10 protein-coding genes are annotated in these 21,209 nt (G+C 56.9%); 4 read left to right on the forward strand and 6 right to left on the reverse strand.

The features are described from left to right. Nucleotides 1-138 precede the first annotated feature (138 nt). From AU11_RS07305 to AU11_RS07315, 4 genes are read right to left on the reverse strand one after another with little or no spacing between them, the layout of a single operon-like run. Nucleotides 139-1,419, reverse strand: a complete 1,281-nt coding sequence (locus AU11_RS07305; protein ID WP_043317564.1) for a sensor histidine kinase KdpD — start codon at nucleotides 1,417-1,419, stop codon at nucleotides 139-141. After that, nucleotides 1,416-2,105, reverse strand: coding sequence for a response regulator transcription factor (locus AU11_RS07310; RefSeq protein WP_043317566.1), 690 nt, complete (start codon nucleotides 2,103-2,105; stop codon nucleotides 1,416-1,418). Before AU11_RS07310 ends, AU11_RS07305 begins: the two co-directional genes overlap by 4 nt. Continuing rightward, nucleotides 2,105-2,524, reverse strand: a complete 420-nt coding sequence (locus AU11_RS18045) for a DUF3019 domain-containing protein (RefSeq protein ID WP_197023781.1) — start codon at nucleotides 2,522-2,524, stop codon at nucleotides 2,105-2,107. The genes AU11_RS07310 and AU11_RS18045 overlap by 1 nt, the downstream gene beginning before the upstream one ends. Before the next feature lie 7 nt (nucleotides 2,525-2,531). Then, nucleotides 2,532-3,407, reverse strand: coding sequence for a MipA/OmpV family protein (locus AU11_RS07315; RefSeq protein WP_043317568.1), 876 nt, complete (start codon nucleotides 3,405-3,407; stop codon nucleotides 2,532-2,534). Nucleotides 3,408-3,696: 289 nt separating this feature from the next. Here AU11_RS07315 and AU11_RS07320 point away from each other — a divergent pair, with 289 nt between their 5' ends. The 3 genes from AU11_RS07320 to AU11_RS07330 all read left to right on the forward strand — a co-directional run bounded on the left by AU11_RS07320 (nucleotide 3,697) and on the right by AU11_RS07330 (nucleotide 11,665). Then, on the forward strand, nucleotides 3,697-8,838 hold the full coding sequence (locus AU11_RS07320; protein WP_197023782.1) for a S8 family serine peptidase: 5,142 nt from the start codon (nucleotides 3,697-3,699) through the stop codon (nucleotides 8,836-8,838). A gap of 211 nt (nucleotides 8,839-9,049) precedes the next feature. Further along, the gene (locus tag AU11_RS07325) at nucleotides 9,050-10,483 is read left to right on the forward strand and encodes a DUF1254 domain-containing protein (RefSeq protein WP_043317570.1); all 1,434 of its coding nucleotides are present in this window, start codon (nucleotides 9,050-9,052) and stop codon (nucleotides 10,481-10,483) included. A gap of 237 nt (nucleotides 10,484-10,720) precedes the next feature. Continuing rightward, nucleotides 10,721-11,665, forward strand: a complete 945-nt coding sequence (locus AU11_RS07330; RefSeq protein ID WP_051687018.1) for a transporter — start codon at nucleotides 10,721-10,723, stop codon at nucleotides 11,663-11,665. An 80-nt stretch (nucleotides 11,666-11,745) separates the two neighbouring features. Here AU11_RS07330 and AU11_RS07335 read toward each other — a convergent pair whose 3' ends face one another. Continuing rightward, nucleotides 11,746-14,496, reverse strand: a complete 2,751-nt coding sequence (locus AU11_RS07335) for a LuxR C-terminal-related transcriptional regulator (protein WP_081847979.1) — start codon at nucleotides 14,494-14,496, stop codon at nucleotides 11,746-11,748. Nucleotides 14,497-14,965: 469 nt separating this feature from the next. Continuing rightward, a complete protein-coding gene (locus AU11_RS07340; RefSeq protein ID WP_043318434.1) occupies nucleotides 14,966-15,655 on the reverse strand; it encodes a response regulator transcription factor in 690 nt (229 codons plus the stop codon). Nucleotides 15,656-15,915: 260 nt separating this feature from the next. Here AU11_RS07340 and AU11_RS07345 point away from each other — a divergent pair, with 260 nt between their 5' ends. Next, nucleotides 15,916-21,078: a S8 family serine peptidase gene (locus AU11_RS07345; RefSeq protein WP_043317573.1), complete on the forward strand. Its 5,163-nt coding sequence runs from the start codon at nucleotides 15,916-15,918 to the stop codon at nucleotides 21,076-21,078. Nucleotides 21,079-21,209 lie beyond the last annotated feature (131 nt).

A 21,209-nucleotide genomic window follows, 5' to 3' on the forward strand; every position in this document is an offset into this window, starting at 1 on the left:
TTGTGGCCTTATCGTATAATTTTATTACATAATTGAGTCCAGAAAATCATTTCTGGTCACGAAAATTCCACGCCCGGCCCATTTCAGGTAACGGATACCGAACGTGTGTACCATCAAATAGTATCCCGCTGCATGCCGTTATCGGGGAGCTGTACCGGTGGCCAGCGGCTCGCCATCGGCTTCTCGAGCCGCTGCCGCTGGCAGGCGCAGTTCAAATCGCGCGCCCCCCAATGCCGTAGATGCACCTGCGGAAATAGACCCACTGTGCCAATCGACCACCTTGCGCACAATGGCAAGCCCGAGCCCGTAGCCGGGCAGCTCCTGAACCCCGCTTTCCCGCGCATAGGGTAGAAAAAGGTCTTCGAAATCGATGCCCGCGAGACCCGGTCCATCATCTTCAATCACAAATACCGCGTCGCCGTCTTCCAGGTACAGCCGGATGTGCACCACACTGGCGGAATATTTGACCCCGTTATCGATCAGGTTATTGAATACGCGAACCAGCGAGCGACGGTCGGCTTCCGCCACTACCAGGCTGGCGACATCCAGTTGCGCGCGGCGGCCGCTGATATGGGCCACCTGCTGAAAACGCGGAGATATCAGGTCAAGCAGGTTTACCGGCCCGAAGTCGAGCAGCGGCCGCTCGTGCTCCTGGCGAGCGAAGGTCAGATACTCATCGACCAGTGCGTCCAGCTCATCCAGATCTTCCTGGATTTCCCGCTTCAGATCTGCGTCACTTTCGTGAGGGAGAGAGGCCACCAAAAATCTAAGGCGGGTTATCGGTGTTCGCAACTCGTGAGACAAGGTTGCGGAAAGCTCCTGCTGAAGGGCAACCGCGCGCGCAAGACGCTGACTCATCCACACCATGGCATCCGATACCGGAGTAAAAAAGCTACTGTGGGAAAAATGAAAGTGCGCGGGGTTTCTGTCTCTGGCAAATCGCGCCGCCGCATCCTTGAGCTTCTGTAGATCGCGAATCAACGGCCACAGGCAAACCACGATGGCCACCCCGAGAAGCAGATAAAAAAACCGCGTATACCACCGATGTATCCCGACCAACTCATCCTCAAAAGGACCGAACTGGGCCATATGATCTCCGGCCTGTAAATACAACAGCTGGCTTCCGGCTTCATTTTCAGCGCGCACCAGTCCGCCGCGATTGAGAAGATCGACCTCGGAGGCGGGCAATAGCAACTGATCTTTCGACAGAATACTGAAGTGCCCACGGTGATTCGCTGCGGTTGGTGTACAGGTATTTTTTTCGCAATGTGCGTCGAGTAATTGCCGCAGTGAAATTTCCACCGGCTCCTGAGCGGTTGTCTTCTGCTGCTGACCGAGATACACCTGATCCGCAGTCCACACGGCCGCAGACAAACCCAGCAAAACCAACAGCAGGTAACGCAGGTAATACCGATTCACAGCCGCTCCGCCAGCATATAGCCTTTCCCCCACACGGTCCTTACAGTCAGAAGCAGTGAGGCGTGCCGCTCCATTTTCTTACGCAACCGGCTGATACGACCATCAATGGTTCTATCCAGGCCATCGTAGCGACGCCCGAGTGAATTGATAAACAGGAATTCGCGACTCAACGGCTGCTGCGGATTACTTACCAGTAACCAGAGCAGATCGAACTCACCCGGAGACAGTACAATCAGCTCATCATTGACCCACGCCTTGCGTCCACTCCGGTCAATGCGCAGATTGTCTATCTGAATCGCCGATTTTTGCTGGTTGGGTGGAAAGTTTCGACGCAGGCAGGCGTGAATTCTGGCGAGAAGGATATCCGGGTGAACCGGCTTGACGATAAAGTCGTCCGCGCCGGCATCAAAGGCTTTCAATTGGATCGGTACATCACAGGAAGCAGTCAGAAAAAGGCAGGGACCGTTAAATTCCCTTCGCACCTCTTCAATAATCTCAAAGCCATCGCGGCCGGGCAACATGATGTCGCATAACACAAGGTCGATGACTTCATTGCGGAGCAATTGGGAAACGCCAATACCGTCGGCAAGGTGACGTACGACAAACTGTTGTTTTTCAAGAAATTGTACAACCGACCGTGCTAATCGCTGATCGTCTTCGATCAACAGAATGCGTTTGCCATTCATCAGAGAAAGCTCCAGAGGTGCCGACGCCTGACGCGGACGTGATGCCCAACGGCCAGTACTTTTACCGAAGCTGTCGCCAACGAGGTAGTAGTAGACATGGGTCCTCGATCCACGGAAATATCAAAGCGGGTCGTTTTTTCCAAGGTAAGTTCCAGCGCGACCTGGCCTGAAACCGCCGAATTGGAACAAAAGAGCGGGTCACCATTACCCGCACGGAAAATGCAGACTTCTCCAGATTCTGGAAGCGCCCAGGAAAACACAAATTTCGCGCGGCACAACTCACCCTGCTTTACGATGCAACTACGCGGTGACACAGAAAAACCTTCGACCTGTTTTGCTGCGTTCCCATCTGGCACTGCCGCAGCAGATTTTGAACCGATCACCAGTAAAACGCCTGCTAATACGCTGTGACCTGTCATACGCGGATTACTTCCAGCTATATTGCACGCCGGCAAAAAATGCTTTGGGGCTCGCATCAGTCACATAGGGGCTATTGGCAATCGCATCATCCATCCAGTCGATCCGACCCGCCAGTACCATATCCAGATTGCTGGAAAGCGGATACTTGGCTTCCAGGGTCGCATGGGTATTGAGCGCCGCATCAGGCTGATACAGCGGAAAGCTGGACGTTCCCGGCCCGGGTATTTCCACACCATAGTAATAATCCACCAGCTTACGGCTCTGATAGGTTGCCCCCAGCTCAACCCCCAGTAGCAACGAACCAAGAGCAAACTGCTTGCTCAGACTCAGAGGAATCTCGTCTCCACCGTGTACGTCGGTCACATCCCGGTAGGCGCCGAGACCAATGGTCACCGGCCCCAACCATTGTGCGGCGAAACCACCGAGATAGGAGAGATGACGCTTGGGAGGTTCCAGCTTCATCGCGGGTTCGTCGGCCCCCATCAGCCTCCCCGCCAGTACAAAGCCCCGACTGAGTTCACTACCACTGCGCGGGAAATAAAAGCCATCGGTATTCAGGCGCCCGGCGATGTCGAAGGCAAAGCTGGGGGTTTCGTACAGGCTGTAGCCTACGGCAGTATCTTCCAGGTAAAACCGCTTTCCGTAATAACGCACCCTCGGCATGGCGACAACCTCAAGGTCTTGCCCATCGCCCAGCGGGCTCTGTAACACCCCGCGCCCCACTGCCAGTGCCAGTTGCCAGCTACCTGTCTCCGTATATTCGGAATACTGGGCGGCGGTTTCCGCCGCTTCAGCGATCGGAATCATCTGAAAGGCCGCTGCGCTTCCCAGGCACAGAATGGCCGTGACCAACTTATGGAAATAAGTTTCCTGCTCACCCATGGCGCAGGTCCTGTTTAAATCCACCGCTGCTCACAATCACTTCGACCTTTTATAAATCACTGACCCGATATTCTCTGCAATCTATCGAAGCGCTCGCGGTGGCGAAAGACCCTTTCGGGTGATTTGTACAAATTTGTACAAATCCCAAAGCGCCGTACTACGGGGGTGTTGGCCAGTCTTTCCACAAATTTGCACAGTTTCTCCTACCCACCTTTGATATATGAAAAGGGCTATTGCGGTATTTCGCCGCAGTCATACCAATAATTGTTCCTTCCGAGGGAGAAGAAACTTGAAAATAAAAACCCTAGCAACGGTGATCGCCTCCGCGCTGTGTACCAGCAGTGTGACGGCATCCGTGACCAATCACCCCGGACCGGGTCTGCATCAGATCAAAGCCCCACAGATCGCCAAAGTTGTGCAGTCAACGGCGGCATCCCAACAACAAACCAGTGGCCAGACGATTCAGAATCGCCGCCCCGGCGGTCTCAATCAGCAAATTCGCCCGGCCTCCGCCGCGGACAAGTTTGCCCACGAACCGGAGCGCAGTGGCGAAGATGTTTACATTGTTCGCCTGCACGACCTGCCAGTGACTACCTACGATGGACGGGTCAAAGGATTTGAAGCCACGGCATTAAGCGCGCTGCGCAACGAGGTCGCCAGTGGCACCCTGGCAGCACCACATGGCACCCGCGGCCTCAAGGCGATTCAGCGAAACCGGGCCGACAGCTACAAAAACTATCTGATGCAAAAGCATCAAACGGTCGTGCAACAGGCTCGCGCCTTCGGCGTATCACGCGCGCCGCGCCTGCAATTTACCGATGCCATCAACGGCTTCACCATGGAGATGACCCAGGCGCAGGCAAAGCAGCTCGCCGAGCTGCCCCAGGTCGCCTTCGTCCAGCGCTCCGACACAATGCAATTACATACAGATCGCGGCCCGGAATTTATTGGTGCCGATAAAATCTGGAACGGAAATACCGAAACAGGCAGCCTGGACCTGAAGGGTGAAGGCATGATCGTGGGTATTCTGGATACCGGTATCAACACCGATCACGAATCTTTCGCCGATGTGGGCGATGATGGCTACGACCACACCAACCCCTGGGGCGAAGGCAATTACGTGGGCGACTGTGCGACCGGCGCCTCCACCTGTAACGACAAGCTGATCGGTGTGTGGAGCTGGCCAATGATCACCGACACCTACAAAGGTGTACGCCCGGCCAGCGGTGAAGACTACAACGGACACGGGAGTCACACCGCCAGTACCGCGGCCGGTAACGTCGTTCACAATGTACCTCTGCTCGGTGGATCACTGGGTGACGGCGACGGGATTCCTACCGGGTTCGAATTCGAGCAGGCCGCAGGTGTAGCGCCCCACGCCAACATTATTTCTTATCAGGTGTGTTACCCGGATGAGCGGGGCTGTCCTTCTGAGGTGATGCTGAAAGCCGTCGACCAGGCCATTGCCGATGGTGTCGACGTGATCAACTTCTCCATCGGCGGCGGCGATCGTTACCCCTGGGACGACGCCATGGCCCTCGCCTTTTTGTCGGCGCGCGAAGCGGGCATTTCCGTCGCAGCATCCGCTGGCAACGCCGGTCCCGGCTTTTACACGCTCTCGCACACCGCACCCTGGTACACGGTGGTGGCGGCCACTACCTCTGACCGCGTAATGGACACAGTGGGCAATGGGATTGAGCTGAGCGGTGGTGCCACGGCTGCACCCAGCTTTTACGTTAACCACGCTGACGAGTGGGACGATATCGCCGGTATCTCGGCTTCCGGCATTGTCGGCACACCAGTGAGTGCGGCTGACTACGGCGATGAGCTGTGCGCGAGCGAATTTGCTGCCGGCACTTTCGAGCCACACCATATCGTCATCTGTAAACGCGGCGTAAATGCCCGTGTCGCAAAGGCGTATAACGTGCAGTCCGGCGGTGCTGGCGGGTTCATTCTGTACAACGCCGGTGACGAGGCCGACTCCAAGCTGGTTGACGACATTTTCCCGATTCCCGGCCTGCACATTGGCAGTTACCGCGGCTCGCAATTGCTGGACTGGATTCAGGACGGAGGCACGGACCACAGTATTTCTATTACTGCTGCCGAGATCAGCCGCACCATTGATGCGGATAAAGGTGACCTGCTGGCGGACTTCTCGTCACGAGGACCCGCGCAGCACTTTATCGGCAGCCTGGCGCCACACATCAGCGCCCCGGGTGTCGACATTCTCGCAGCCTATGCCGATGAGCATCCCTTCCACCCGGATTCCGCGGCATCCCAGGACTGGACCATGATCAGCGGTACCTCCATGGCCAGCCCCCATGTGGCCGGTGCCATGACTCTGGTAAAGCAGGCACACCCGGACTGGACCGCTGCAGAAATCCAGTCCGCCCTGTTGATGACCTCCGCGCAAACCGTGCGTGAAAAATCCAATACCTGGAGCGATGACACACGCCCGGCACACACCTATCGCGCGGGCTCAGGCCGCGTGGACGTGGCCGCCGCAGTAGACGCCGGTCTGGTGATGGATGAAACCGCCGCGAACTTCGAATACGCCAACCCGAACAACGGTGGCGACGTAAAACAGCTGAACCTGCCGCAACTGGTGAACAACCACTGCCGCCGCACCTGCTCCTGGATGCGTACCGTGCGTGCCACGCGCAGCGGTCAGTGGACGGTGACCAACGGCGACTGGACATACGACGTATGGAATACCGGTCAGGGGGAAACACCGATTAACGGCGCCAAGATCGAAGCCTTCCCGAACAGCTTCAGCCTGGACGCCGGCGAAACCCAGACCATCGTTTTCACTGCGGATCTCACCGACGTGCAGTTCGAACACAATTCCATGCTCGGCGGCGTCAAAGATCTGCCACAACTGGAACTGTGGAGCGAGGTACGTATCACCGCAGAAGATGAAACCATCCCGGATTCGCACTGGCCCGTTTCCATCAACTTTGACCGCGGCGGACTTCCAAGTACGGTCAACGTGGATGTGCACCGTGACAACGGTAGCTACCACCTGAAGGACCTGCCGTTACCGGCGATGAACAGTGTTCAGTATCGTTCGTACGGCCCGGTCAAGGCGAGCGTGGAAGAGGTCACGCTGAATCAGGATATCGACCATATCCCGGTGCGCTATGACAACGACTACGAGCCCGGTCATGCCCGCGTCACACTGATGACGGTGCCGGAAAATACCGCCCGCTTCGTGGTTGAAGTTCTGGAAAATCTGCAGAGCCCCGGCTGGAGTGATTTTTACGGTCCGATGCACGGCTGGATGACCGTCTACATCGGTCGCGATAGCGACGGCAATGGCGAAGCGGATTTCGAGAATGAGCTGCTGTGTGCATCCACCACGGAAATCGAGCTGAACTACTGCAGCATCACCAACCCCGATGCGGGCAGCTACTGGGTGGTTGTCGACAACCATCGTATCAATGTCACCGATCACACCGTCATTGATGGCGTGGAGCTGAAAGATACCTACAAGGTGGCCACCGCTCTGGTACCGGCCATCGCTGGCGGCTTTCAGGTTGAAGGACCGGCAACCACCGATGGAAAAAGAGTCGGTGTCGATCTGAACTGGAACCTCAGCGACTTCGAAGTGGGCGATGTTGCCTACGCTGGATTCGATATTGGTACCGGCAATGCACCGGGTAGCGTCGGTTTTATACCGGTCAAACTGACGCGCGGCGTCGATGATATCAGCCTCACCACCAGCCAGACCCAGGCCAAGGGTGGCGATATTGTTGATGTGACAGTACACATGGTGGAAAACAACTCGGGCATTGACCGCCAGATCGATCTGCTGGGTCAACTACCTGAAGGACTTACCCTGGTGGAAGGCTCCGTCAGTGTGAACAACCCCAGAATGCGCGACCACCTGCAGGTACTTGGAGATGTCATCCAGGTCAGCGGCATTCAGGAGAATTCCGAGCACTGGAAACGGGACTACAAAATCACCAGTAGCGAAACCGACCAGATGTGTCGCACGCCGATCTACACCGCGGGCAGCACCGCCAGTGAAGGTGGCTTTGTCGGCCTGTACGAGCGGTTCGGATTGCTGCCGGATATTGGAGGCTCTGCCGCCGATTGGCTCAACCCGGAATTCAAGATCCCACTCAGTCGCTTCTGGGGTCCTGATGCGAGCATGAGCCTGTTCCACAATGACGCGTTTAAAACCTACCCGGATCTGGTGGTATCGCCCCAGGGCTACGCAACCGTCGAACAGAAATGGGATCCGTCACAGCATATCGTGCACCACGAGTTCCCTTACTACTCCGATCCTTACGCACCGTTTATCGGCGTGCTCTGGAAAGGGGTATTCAATACCGGCGGTTGGTTCAGTGCCAATGTGGATGCACTCGGTACACCACTTAACCTGGATTTCGATTCGGCGGTGACCTCCGGCATGGTGGTTGGTTACGCCTATGACCCCGCCAACAATATCGACGATATTATTGTCGAGTGGCACAACGCGCGTACCCAGAACGTAGAGGTTTCCTGGTCCGGCGGCTCGGTGATGAGTGAAAAGTCCGACCGCTACAGCTTCAACCTCATCGTGCACAAAGGCTATCGCTTTGGCGAGGGTGAATATGAATTCACCATGGCCTATGGCGATCTCGATTTTGCCGGCGAAAGTGGCGCGGGCTCGGTAGGTATCCACGGCCACTACGGACCACAGGATATTTTCGGCTACCCGTATTACTACGATCAGGAAGTCGGAAAGAGTTTTGCCTTCGACAACCTGGACCGTAAGCTCAAACGTGATCTGGTGGTCTGCTATGACTACGTAGGCCCGGAATCCACCCAATTCGCCCTGAACTTCCAGGTACGTGTGGCGGAAACCGCAGCAGGTCAGGACCTGGAACTGTCTTTCGTCAGTGACATCGATGGCATGGCGCAGGAAGCAGTGGCTCAGATCATCGTCGTTCCCGGCAATCTGCTGCTCACGGAAATTGGTGACCAAACCACCGCGGAAAACACCGCGCTGGAGCTGGAAGTGGTCTACCTGGATAAAGACGCAGCGCCCAACCTCATCTCGGTGAGCGGCAAGAATTTCACTGCGGAAGTATCCGGCCACACCTCCAATTCCACAGTCACCATCACCCCGGACACCAACTGGCACGGCGAAACGGAGGTCACCATAACCGTTGCCGACGAGCAGGTGCCCTCCGATACGGCCAGCACTAGTTTTATGCTGACAGTCGCCTCGGACGGTGAAGAGCCGGGTTGTGCCGATATGGCGGCCAACAACTACGATGAAGACGCTACCGTGGATGACGGCACTTGTGTCTACCCGGAGATTCAGCCAGAACCGGAAAAGAAGAAAAAGAGAAAAGGTGGCTCTACCGGCACCCTTCTGCTGGGCCTGTTGATCGCACTGGGCCTCGCGCGTCGTTGGCGCCGGGTTTCGGCAGCTATCTGACACCCCGGTGTAGCCATTTGCCAACAATAAGACGAAGCTGATTTTCGTCATTCGGAGCCCTGGCCAATCGGTCGGGGCTTTTTTATACGGCAATGAATTCACTGTCTAGACTTTCAATTGCGAACAGTGACGGCCCGGCGCCATAACCCTCCCGGCAAGTCTTCACCAAACCTCTCAACGGCATCAGTCAATGTACGACCGAGGAGTCCCCATGAGACGATCGATGACCTGGCGCACGCTTATCAGCGCCATAATGACGCTCTCTGTCAGTTTTTCTACAGCCAACGTGTCCGCACAGTCGACGCTGAGCGCAGACGAGGCGAAACAAATCGCCATCGACGCCTATATTTTTGGTTACTCGCTAATGTCGGTGGAAATGACCCGCAAGGTCATGACCAATGTGGCAAAGCCGACCTCTAAACACGCCCCCATGGGCCAGTTCGCCAATTTGCGGGAATACCCGACAGCGAAATTTCGCGACGTCACTGCGCCCAATGCCGACACCCTTTATTCCAACGCATTTGTAGATCTCGCCAAAGAGCCCTGGGTCGTCAGCTGGCCGGATATGAGCGACCGCTACTACGTGTGGGAATTTTATGACGCCTGGGTTCCGGTGATCATGAGCCCCGGTTCGCGTACCACCGGCCAGAAAGCCCAGACCTATGCGATTACCGGCCCGGGCTGGAGCGGCAAGCTGCCAGATGGTGTGAAGGAACTGAAATCCCCCACCGACACCGTATGGATTCTCGCGCGGACCTATTCCACCGGTACCCCCGAGGACTACAAAGAGGTCTGGGCGCTGCAGGACCAGTACAAGCTGTACCCGCTCAGTTACTGGGGCAAGGAGTACACTCCGCCGGTAGGCAAAGTGGATCCCAAAGTCGATATGAAAACTGCGGTGCGCAATCAGGTCAACGCCCTCGATGCCCAACAGTATTTTGGCTGGATGGCGTCACTGATGAAAAACAACCCACCGATTGCAGAAGATGCGCCAATGGTGGCGAAGATGAAAAAAATCGGACTGGAACCAGGCAAACCATTTGACCTGAGCAAAATGAACCCTGCAATTGCCGATGCCATCAAGCAGGCGCCGAAAGCCGCCTGGGAACAGATCGTTGCCTACACCAAAGATTCGGGCAAAATCAATAATGGTTGGCTGATCAACATGAAAGTCGGCCATTACGGCACCGACTATATGGCCCGCGCCTGGCTGTCTGCTTTTGGCATCCCCGCCAATCCACCGAAAGATGCCGTTTATCCGGTGGGCCAGACCGACGCCGATGGCGACCCGCTGGATACCTCAAAGCACAATTACGTCACTCACTTCAAGTCAGAAAAAGACCTGCCACCGGCCAATGGCTTCTGGTCACTGACCATGTATGACGAAGGTTACTTCTTTATCGAAAACCCGCTCAATCGATACACCCTCAGTGAGCGGAACAACCTGAAGAAGAATGACGATGGCTCCATCAGTCTGTACCTGCAAAAAGAAAATCCCGGCCCGGAAAAAGAATCCAACTGGTTGCCCGCACCAGACGCGAAGTTTATTCCAATGTTCCGCCTGTATTGGCCGAAGGAAAACCCGCCTTCGGTTCTCGATGGCAGCTGGTGGCCACCGGTGATCGAGAAAAACGGCGCTCCCTAGACACGCGCATAGGGTTATTTCGTCTCAGCCCCGGCTCTGCCGGGGCTTTTTTCACTAGCTACCCTATGCCAATCTGGCGCTGCAAGACGTTTCTGTTCACTAAGGTGTGAATACGTTGATAATCCGGCGCCGGCGCGTAAGAAAAAGTACACTCTGCTTCCAATACTTATTTTCCGTTGGATATGAACTCCGATTATGCAGATCCTTTACGTCCAGACAGACTGAGGGGTAATCCCGATGAAAATAATGGCCAGAGCACTCTCGATATTTATCCTGTTCATCACTTTCGCGCTTACCCCCACTCACGCTGACGAAGGTGGCGTCAGCTTCTGGCTACCAGGGCAATATGGAAGTTTTGCCGCTATTGCACCGACCTCGGAGTGGTCACTGCCCATGCAAACCTATTACTACTCCGGCAGCGCCGAGTCGACACGCGCTCTCACTCGCGGAAACCTCCTTTCCTTCGGCCTGGATACGAATTTTGCCGCCCAATTCTTCGTACCTACCTATTCTCCTGACAAGCAGATTCTGGGCGCGCGCCCCGGGCTCTCCCTCACTCTACTCCCGGGTTACGCGGAAACCTCGGCAAAGGCAGCCACAGAACTTTTCCCCCAAAAACAGAGTGACTCGATAACGGGTTTCGGCGACCTATACCCTACCTTCCAATTGTTCTGGAATCACGATATGCACAACTGGATGGCATACATTACGGGCAATATTCCGGTTGGCTCATACAATCCCAACCGTCTTTCCAACCTGGGTATTGGCCACGGTGCTGTGGATATCGGAGGTGGCTACACCTATATGGATACGAAAAGCGGGTGGGAGCTTTCCGCCACCGCGGGGTTTACTTACAATTTAGAAAACTCTGACACGCAATACCAAAGTGGTATCGACTCCCATCTCGACCTTGGCTTGTCACGTTCACTCACCGAGCAGTTTTTTGTCGGTCTTGTCGGCTACGCCTATGTGCAGCTCACACCGGACAGTGGACAGCCTCCTGCGCTGGGGGATTTTAAAAGCCGGACCTCTGCGGTCGGACCTCAGCTCGGATATACCTTCAAGGCCGGAAGTCGGTCGATTTTTTTGAATTTGCGGGGATATGGCGAATTCTCTACAAAGCATCGCCCGGAAGGTGGTGACATTTTTATCACGATAAACATTCCGTTGAGCAGAAGCTAATGACAACAGCAACGCGTTGAGAGAAACGGTAGTTGATCATACACTCCTCGCATACGAGCAACTAGGGGAAGGCAGTGACTTCACTCAAATACACCCAGACGTTTCAACGTGCGTACCGCCTGTGTGCGCCGGGAAACACCAAGCTTTCCGTAGGCGGATTTCAGATGGGTTTTCACCGTATTAATGGAAACGCACAACTGATCTGAAATCTCTTTATTCGAAAGTCCCTCCACCAATAGCGCAAGTGTAGCCAGCTCTTTTTTGGTCAGTTCATTGACCGAAGTGGTCTCAGAAAGCTCGCTGGGACGCCCCGGAACACCTGTGGAGGGCGCACCCTCGAAAGGGGTGATGATCGTTTCGATCTGTCGTTGCCAGATCTGGTGACGCGCGTTATCCGGGGCTTGTCGCAAGTCCACTTTCAGGGAGTGCAGCGCGTCAATAATTTCCTCGCCTTCATCGCGAAAGAGCTGCACCGTACTGTGATCGGTATCCAGAGCGAGGGCATTTTCCAGTGACTGCTTCGCCAGCATGTCGCGTTTGGCCGCCAGGCGAATGCGGGCGAGTAGTAAATGCAGCTCCATGGCGCGAAACCGGTTCTCGCCGTTGAGAAACTCACGCAAAACCGGTTGCAGCTGAATCTCCGCGCCCTCGATATCGCCCTCTGCCAGGCGCAGGCGCGTATCTGCAACGCTTGACCAGTAATCCAGGCTATCCCTGGCATGCCCGGGAAGTCCGCTAAACGTGGCCCGCTCGCGCTGCCACTGATCAAATCGGCTTCGTGCCTGAGACTGTTCGCCCAGCGCCAGTAGAATGCGCACCCGCTCGTGAATCAGGCACGCCAGCAGCCGCTTCCAGCCTCGCGCTTGCGCCAGCTGCTCTGTCTCCCGCAGGTAGTCCAGCAAGGCCTCGTGTTTCTGCTGCCTGAAAAGCAGCTGAACACGTGCGCGGGTGACGGCAATAACCAGGTCTACCGTAGCGATGACACGCTGCGCATCCAGGCCACGCTGAAAGGAGCTCTCCGCCCGCTGCAGATCGCCGCGATAGTAATACAGCACCCCCAGCATGGATTCCATCAAAGCAATCAATTGCGAGCTGGGCAATACGAAGCGCAGTAAGTTACGCAACTGCACTTCCATCGCATCCACGCCCTGCTTGAGCCTGGCACCTACCAGGCAAACCAGAGCGTCAAGACAGCTCGCGTAGGCCTTGTTGTAGACCAGGTCGACCTCTGTCGGGATTGCCAGTAATTCTTGTGCCACCGTCTGTGCGCCCGCGAAATCCCGCCGGTGATAACACACAAACCCCTGTATCAGGCGAAAAGTAGGCCGTAGATATACCGGATCCTCGGGGGCCTGTGGCAGCCACTGCTCGGCCAATTGACCGGCTGTTTCCACCTGATCGTCGATGGTATAGAGGTTGGCCTCAATCAGGTGCACCTCTACTTGCTGCGCCAGCTCGAAGGTGGCGCTCCGCGCTTTCAATTCATCCAGCATACATCGCCCCGGACGTAACTGATTGCTCAACACCTGCAGCCAGGTCAATTGAACCAACACCTTCTGGCTTTCCCCCAGCAGCGTTTCTGGCAGACGGCGGATCAGGCCAAGCAATTGGGAAATATGCCCCTGCGCAATCTGGCTGACACCCTGCTCGTCGAGCAGATCCAGGGCTCGACCGTGGTCTCCTGCGCTGATGGCATGCTGGATCGCTTCGGGAATCAGCCCCTCGTCCTCAAACCAGGCGCTGGCCCTGCGATGTAACTCGACCCGCTCGTCGGCACCCGCAGATTCCAGCTGCCGCAACAGAAAATCGCGAAATAGCGGATGCAGTCGATACCAGTATCCGACGTCATCCAGGCTCTGTATCAGCAGCCGCGCATCGCGCAGAAGCGCCAGATCGACACTGTGTTGCCGGTCTCCGGTGACCGCTTCGCACAGGGGTGCACTGAAGCGCTCAAGAACAGATACACGGCGCAGAAAATACGCCAGCGATTGCGGCATCTGCGCCACGACCTCTTCGGCGAGAAAGTCGGCGACCGAACCATGGTTACCGGAAAAGGCGCGGGCAAAATGACCGCGATCCACAGAGCCCCGCATCGACAGAGCCGCCAGTTGCAACACCGCAGCCCAGCCACTGGTTCGGGACTGCAGCAACGCCACTTCGTCGTCGCTCACCTGTAGTTGATTGACCTCGCGCAAAAGCGCACCGGTCTCGTCACCATCAAATCCGAGCGCGCCACTGTCGATTTCTAACAGCTCTCCCGCTGCACGCAGGCGCGACAACCGGATCGGAGGTAGGCTGCGCGACCCGATAAACAGGCACAGGTTATCCGGCAAATGCTTTAGGAGGTATTGCACCAGTTCGTGCACACGGGGGTTTTCAATATGCTGGTAGTCATCCAGAAACAGCGTGTAGCGTCTGGTGGCATCCAGTGATCCGAGGAACCCGGTTACCAGCCGCCGAACGCCTGCGGGGGTATCGAGATTGCGGTGCGGTTCCGACAGGTTGCGGGTAAAAGATGGGTTCAGCTGGCGAAAAGCCGCTGCCAGATAGTAGAAGAACTGCTCCCCTTCGTTGTCATCCGAATCCAGTGTCAACCAGGCGGTGATCACTCCCAGGCCTTCCAGGTGGTGCAGACACTGGGCCATAAACGTCGACTTGCCATACCCGGCAGGCGCGGTAACCAGGCACAAAGGCGCTACCGGCCCCTTCCGGCTGCAGACACGCCGCAGCAGCCGATCCCGTTGCACGCTGCCCTCTGCCAGTCGCGGCGGAGCCATGCGCGTGGCAATCAGTGCCGGGGGACAGAAACTATTTCCAGGGCCCGAAACCATGCCGTACTCCGTTGGGCGCTGCGTCAGATATTGGCCTGCCGGTATTTAATCAGGAGGCGCGCCCCTTCACCAAAATCACAACAAACGGTGAAGAGCAGCGGAGAGAACTCCCTGGCCTGCATACCCTGTAGGACGTGTGTGCTCAATACCGACCCGTGGGCCGTTTCCATATTATGGACCCATCCAGCCCTGAGCCTCGCTGTCAAAGCCACTGCGATGGGATTCTCGCAAGGTAGTGCGACAAATCGAGGCTGTCATGGATACTGCGCAAAGCACGTGAAAGCCAACAGGAAGTTGGGCCCATTATCCGCAGTGGATCACTCACTGACATATGGCGCCAGTATCAGCGATAGGTCCTATCTCGCGTCAGCCTCAGTGACCAACTCACCATCGAGCGCGTTGAAGCAGTGTTGACGCAGTGAACATTCCGTAGAGCACCCTTCTTGGGGGTCGCAGCATCAAACCAGAATTATTTCCCCGCGAGCATATACCCCTTGCCCCATACCGTGCGCACGGTGAGTGACACATCGCTGCGCGCGTTGAGTTTTTTGCGCAGGCGGCTCACACGCCGGTCGATGGTGCGGTCCAGTCCGTCATAGGGGCGCCCGAGCGTGTGTGTGAACAGGTACTCACGGGACAAGGCCCGCTGCGGGTGCGCGGCGAGGGTCCACAACAATTCAAACTCACCGGAAGAAAAGGCCACCGGCGTATCTTTGATAAGGACACGTCGGTTTTTGCGGTCGATGGTCAGGTTTTTAACCCGGATGGCACTGGCGACTTTTTGCGGGGATGCCTCCGGAAGGTATCTGCGCAGAATAGCGCGGATTCTGGCCAGCAAGATCCGCCGGTCAACGGGCCTTACAATAAAGTCATCCACCCCCAGCTCGAAGGCGCGCAACTGCGTATGGAGGCTGTCGAAGTCGGACATGGCCAACAGGGGACCGGGGAAAACCTGCCGAATTGACCTGACTCGCTCGAAATCATCCGGCGTATTTGCGCTGCTCAGGACAACGTCAAACACCTGATGTTCAAGGGTGCGAACGATGTCCTCCCCGCGCTCATCGTGCCAGACGCTGTACCCCTTCTCCTGCAGGCAGTCAAAAATCCGCCGCGCAAGGCGCTGATTGCTTTCGACCAATAGAATCCGATGAGCGCGCATATCCAATAACCCGAAACCTACAGGCTCAATGCCCACCGCCCCGGATTCTATCCAAACGGTTTATCGACCATTTTTCATTTCACGTCACGAACTATTCATTTCGCGACACATACAGTCTTGATGGCTACATACGCGCAAAGCGGGACAATTTAGGACAGATGGCACCTTCAGACCGTGATACTCATGTTGGCCCCTCCGTGTATCCCAATCGGGTCCATGGAGCCAATAACGATAAACAACCATTCATCGGGAGTACCACGTTGAAAGTTAAAACTCTTGCAACGGTCATCGCCTCCGCGATCTGCGCCAGCAGTGTGGCGGCGGCGGTCAGTAGCCACGCGCCCCCCGGCATGCAGCAAATTCGAGCCGAACAGCTCACGGAATTCACCCAGCCCTCCAACCGCACCTCTACCCCGCAACAGCAACAAAACCAACTGTTGCCACAGCAGCGCCGACCCGGCGGTGTGAATCAGCAGATCCGCCCGGCTTCCGGGGAAGACAAGTTCGCCCATGAACCGCCCCGCAGCGGCGAGGATGTCTATATCATCCGGCTGCAGGATCTCCCAGTAGCAACGTATGACGGCCGCGTCACAGGCTATGCCGCTACCGCCAGAAGCGCACTGCGTGCGGAAGCAGAACAGGGCCTGCTGGCACTGCCACGAGGGCCTCGTGGACTGCAGAGCGTTCAGCAGAGCCGCGCCGCCAGCTACAAAAACTATCTGATGGGCAAGCAGCAGGCCGTGGTACAGGAAGCGCGCGCACTGGGAATAAAACACTCCCCGCGCCTGCAGTTCACCGACGCCATCAATGGCTTCACCATGAAGATGACCCAGGCTCAGGCACAAGAGGTGGCCAAGCTGCCACAGGTGGCCTTTGTACAGCGTTCTGATGTACTGCAATTGCACACAGACCGCGGCCCGGAGTTTATCGGCGCAGACAACATCTGGAATGGCACCACCGCAACAAGCAGCCTGGCGCAGAAAGGCGAAGGCATGATCGTGGGTATCCTGGATACCGGTATCAACACCGACCACGTTTCTTTCGCCGACATTGGCGACGACGGTTACGATCACACCAACCCCTGGGGTGCAGGCAACTACGTGGGCGATTGTGCAACCGGTGCCGCCGCCTGTAACGACAAGCTGATCGGCGTGTGGAGCTGGCCGTTTATCACCGATACCTACGCGGGTGTGCGCCCTGCCAGTGGTGAAGACTACAACGGTCATGGCAGCCACACCGCCAGTACCGCAGCGGGTAACGTGGTGCACAATGTGCCCTACCTGGGTGGCACGCCGGGTGAAGGGGACGGTATCCCCACCGGCTTTGAATTCGAACAGGCGGCCGGTGTCGCCCCCCACGCAAATATTATTTCCTACCAGGTCTGCTTCCCGGATCAGCGCGGCTGTCCCAGTGAGGTAATGCTCAAGGCTATCGACCAGGCCATTGAAGACGGAGTGGACGTCATCAACTTCTCCATCGGTGGCGGTGACCGCTTCCCATGGGAAGACGCCACGGCCATGGCCTTCCTGTCTGCGCGCGAAGCGGGTATTTCCGTGGCGGCTTCCGCCGGCAACGCGGGTAAGGGTTTTTATACGCTGTCGCACACCGCACCCTGGTACACCGTGGTGGCCGCCAGTACCACTGACCGCGTAATGGACGTTACCGCCAATAGTATCGAGATGAGTGGCGGCGCCACTACACCGCCGTCGTTCTGGGTCAATGAGAGCGATCCGTCCAGCGACGACATCGCCGGTTTCTCTCAGGACAGCGTCACCGGCACACCGGTACTCGCTGCGGATTTCGGCGATGAAATGTGCCTGAGCGAGTTTGCCGCCGATACCTTTACCAGCGATCAGATCGTGATCTGCAAGCGCGGCCAGAATGCCCGCGTGGACAAGGCGTTCAATGTACAGGCCGGCGGCGCCGGCGGCTTCATCCTGTACAACGATTCGTACGCCGGAATGACATTTGAAGAGACCCAAGTCTACGACGATATCTACCCGCTGCCAGGCTTGCATATCAAAAACTACCCGGGCACCAAGTTGGTGAACTGGGTAAACGATGGTGGCAGCGACCACAGCGTTACTATTACTGGTGGCAGTATTTCCCGCACTCTGAATGAAAGCGCCGGCGACATGCTCGCAGACTTCTCCTCCCGCGGCCCGGCTACCCACTTCACCGGCAGCCTGGCACCGCATATCAGCGCGCCGGGTGTAAATATTCTCGCCGCCTACGCTGACGAGCAACCGTTTACCGGTGGCCTCTCCAAAGACTGGACCATGATCAGTGGTACCTCCATGGCCAGCCCCCATGTTGCCGGTGCCATGGCCCTGGTACGCCAGGCACATCCGGACTGGACAGCCGCCGAAGTCCAGTCGGCGCTGCTGATGACCGCCGCACAGACGGTGCGCGAACCCATCGATGCATATAACGACCCTCGTCCGGCGCACACCTACCGCGCCGGTAGCGGTCGTATAGACGTGGCCGCCGCCGTCGACGCCGGACTCGTAATGAACGAAACCGCAACCAACTTCGAAGTTGCCAACCCCAAAAATGGCGGCGATGTGAAGCAGTTGAACCTTCCACAACTGGTTGATAACAACTGCCGTCGCAACTGTTCCTGGATCCGCACCGTGCGCGCCACCCGCGACGGCAGCTGGACCGTGAGCAACGGCGACTGGACCTACGATGTGTGGAATTCCGGTGAGGGAGAAAGGCCTGTTCAGGGCGCAAAAATCGCCGCCTTCCCGTCGAGCTTCAGCTTAAAAGCGGGTGAGACCCAGACCATCGTATTCCGCGCTGATCTCACCGACGCACAGTGGGAATGGAACGGTGTGCTCGATGTCGAGGATCAGCCGGAAGTGGAGATGTGGAGTGAAGTGCGCCTCGAATCCACCGATAGCAGTATCCCCGATGCCCACTGGCCGGTTTCGATCAACTTCGACCGCGCTGGCCTGCCCAGCATGGTGAATGTTGAAGTTCATCGCGACAATGGCGGTTACCACGTGAAGGATCTGCCGCTGCCGGCGATGAACAGCATCGCCTACCGCGGCTATACCCCGGTAAAAGCCGAGGTCGAGGACGTTACCCTGCCCCAGGATAACAACCACTACCCCATTTACATGGATGGAGACCACGGGCCGGGCCACACCCGCGTGACCATGCTCGAGGTCCCGGAAAATACTGCACGCCTCGTCGTTGAAGTACTGGAAAACATCAGTGGACCCGGCTGGAACGAGGCCAAGCGACGCTACCTTGACGGGTGGGCCACCGTGTTCATCGGCCGCGATGCGGACGCTGATGGCGAAGTGGATATGGACACCGAACTACTGTGCGCCTCCTCTACCCAGATCGAGCTCAATTACTGCAGCATCACTAATCCGGACGCGGGCAGCTACTGGGTAATGGTCGAAAACGTCCGCATGAAGGCAGCAGACAACACGGAGTATGAAGGCTTCGAGCTGGTAGACACCTACAAGGTCGCCACTGCCATTGTGCCCGCCAATACGGGAGGCCTGCAGGTCGACGGGCCGGCCAGCACCGACGGCAGCAAAGCCGTAGGCGTGGATCTGAGCTGGGCTCTGAGTGACCTCAAGGAAGGTGACGTTGCCTACTCCGGCTTCGATATCGGCACCGCCAATGCACCGGGTAATGTCGGCTTTGTGCCGGTCAAACTTACCCGCGGCAAAGACGATGTCAGTATCGCCACCAGTCAGACTCAGGCCATCGGTGGCGATATTGTCGATGTCTCCGTGCACGTACTGGAAAATAATTCCGGTATCGACCGGGAAATTGATCTGATCGGCCAACTGCCGGAAGGCCTGACCCTGGTGGAAGGCTCGGTGCAGATCAACAATCCGCGCATGCGCGACAACCTCACCGTAGATGGCAACCTCATCCGCGTAAACGGAGTGCAGGAAAACTCCGGCGACTGGAAACCCGACTACCAAATCACCACCAGTGAAACCGACCAGATGTGCCGTACACCCAATTACGGCGGCACCAGCAACGGTGGCTTTATTGGCCTGTTCCAGAACTACGGTTTCATTCCAGAGCTCGGCGGTAATGCCACCGACTTTGTGAATCCGGAATTCCAGATTCAACTAAGCCGCTTCTGGGGTGAGAACGCGAGCATCAACCTGTTTAACAACAAGGAATACCGCTCCTATCCCTCGCTGGTGCTATCGCCCCAGGGCTACGTCGCGCTGGAAGCCCAGTACGATAGTGCTGCGCATATTGCGCATTGGGAATTCCCCTACTACTCCGCACCGTATACGCCGTTTATCGGCGCATTCTGGAGAGGTACGGTAAATTCTCAGAGCTGGTTCGGTGCTAACGTCGATGCACTTGGCACCCCTCTGAACCAGACGCAAAACAAGACCGAAGGTTCCGGTATCGCACTGGCCTGGGCCCAGGACCCGGAAAATAATATTGACGATATTATTATCGAATGGGTAAACGCCCGCACCCAGAACCTCGATGTCGGCTGGTCTGGCGGCACCCTGAACAGCGAAAAGGCGGACCGTTACAATTTCAACCTGATCGTGCACAAAGGCTATCGCTATGGTGAGGGTGAATATGAATTCACCATGGCCTACGGCGATATGGATTTTGCCGGCGAGCCGGGTAGTGGTTCTATAGGTCTTCACGGTCACTACGGCCCGCTGGATGTACAGGGTTACCCGTTCTATTTCGGGCAGGAGGTCGGCAAGAGCTTCGCCTTCAACGACCTGGACACCAAACTGAAGAAAGATCTCGTGGTCTGCTACGATTACGTGGGCCCGGAATCCACCCAATTTGATCTCAGCTTCCAGGTGCGCGTGGCGGAGACCGCTGCCGGACAGGATCTGGACCTGGCCTTCGTCAGTGATATCGACGGCATGGCCCAGGAAGTGAAATCCCAGATCATTGTGGTGCCGGGCAACCTGACCCTGGTGGAGATCGCCGACCAGACCACTGCGGAAAATACCCCGGTGGAAGTTGAAGTGATCTATATCGATAAGGACCAGGCGCCAAACCTGATTTCCGTAAGCGGCGAACATATTTCCGCGACGGTTTCCGGTCACGCTTCCGGCTCCTTCATTACCATCACTCCGGAGGCCAACTGGTATGGTGAGACCGAAGTGACGGTAACAGTTGCCGACGAGCAGGTCCCGGCCGACAAGTCGAGCCAGTCGTTTATGATGTCGGTGGAGTCAGACGGCGAGGAACCGGGCTGTACCGATCTCAACGCCGACAACTATGATGAAAACGCCAATGTCGACGACGGCAGCTGTATCTATCCTGAGCCGGCGCCTCAGCCGGAACCAGAACCCAAGCCAGAAGAACCCAAGAAGAAACGGAAAGGCGGTTCCGCCGGTACTTTCCTGCTTGGTTTGCTGGCCCTGCTCGGGCTGGCTCGCCGCTTCCGCGCCACGCGCTAATCCCGTGGATCTAGCATCGATCAGATAGTGCTGAACACTTTTTCCGTTCAGCCCAATCGAGCCCCGGCCCCTGGTCGGAATACTGTTCATTTACCGTAGCTAAGGGCGAAGGTGCCGATACCGGGTTCGGT

Source organism: Microbulbifer sp. HZ11, from assembly GCF_000708675.1.
Classification (GTDB): domain Bacteria; phylum Pseudomonadota; class Gammaproteobacteria; order Pseudomonadales; family Cellvibrionaceae; genus Microbulbifer.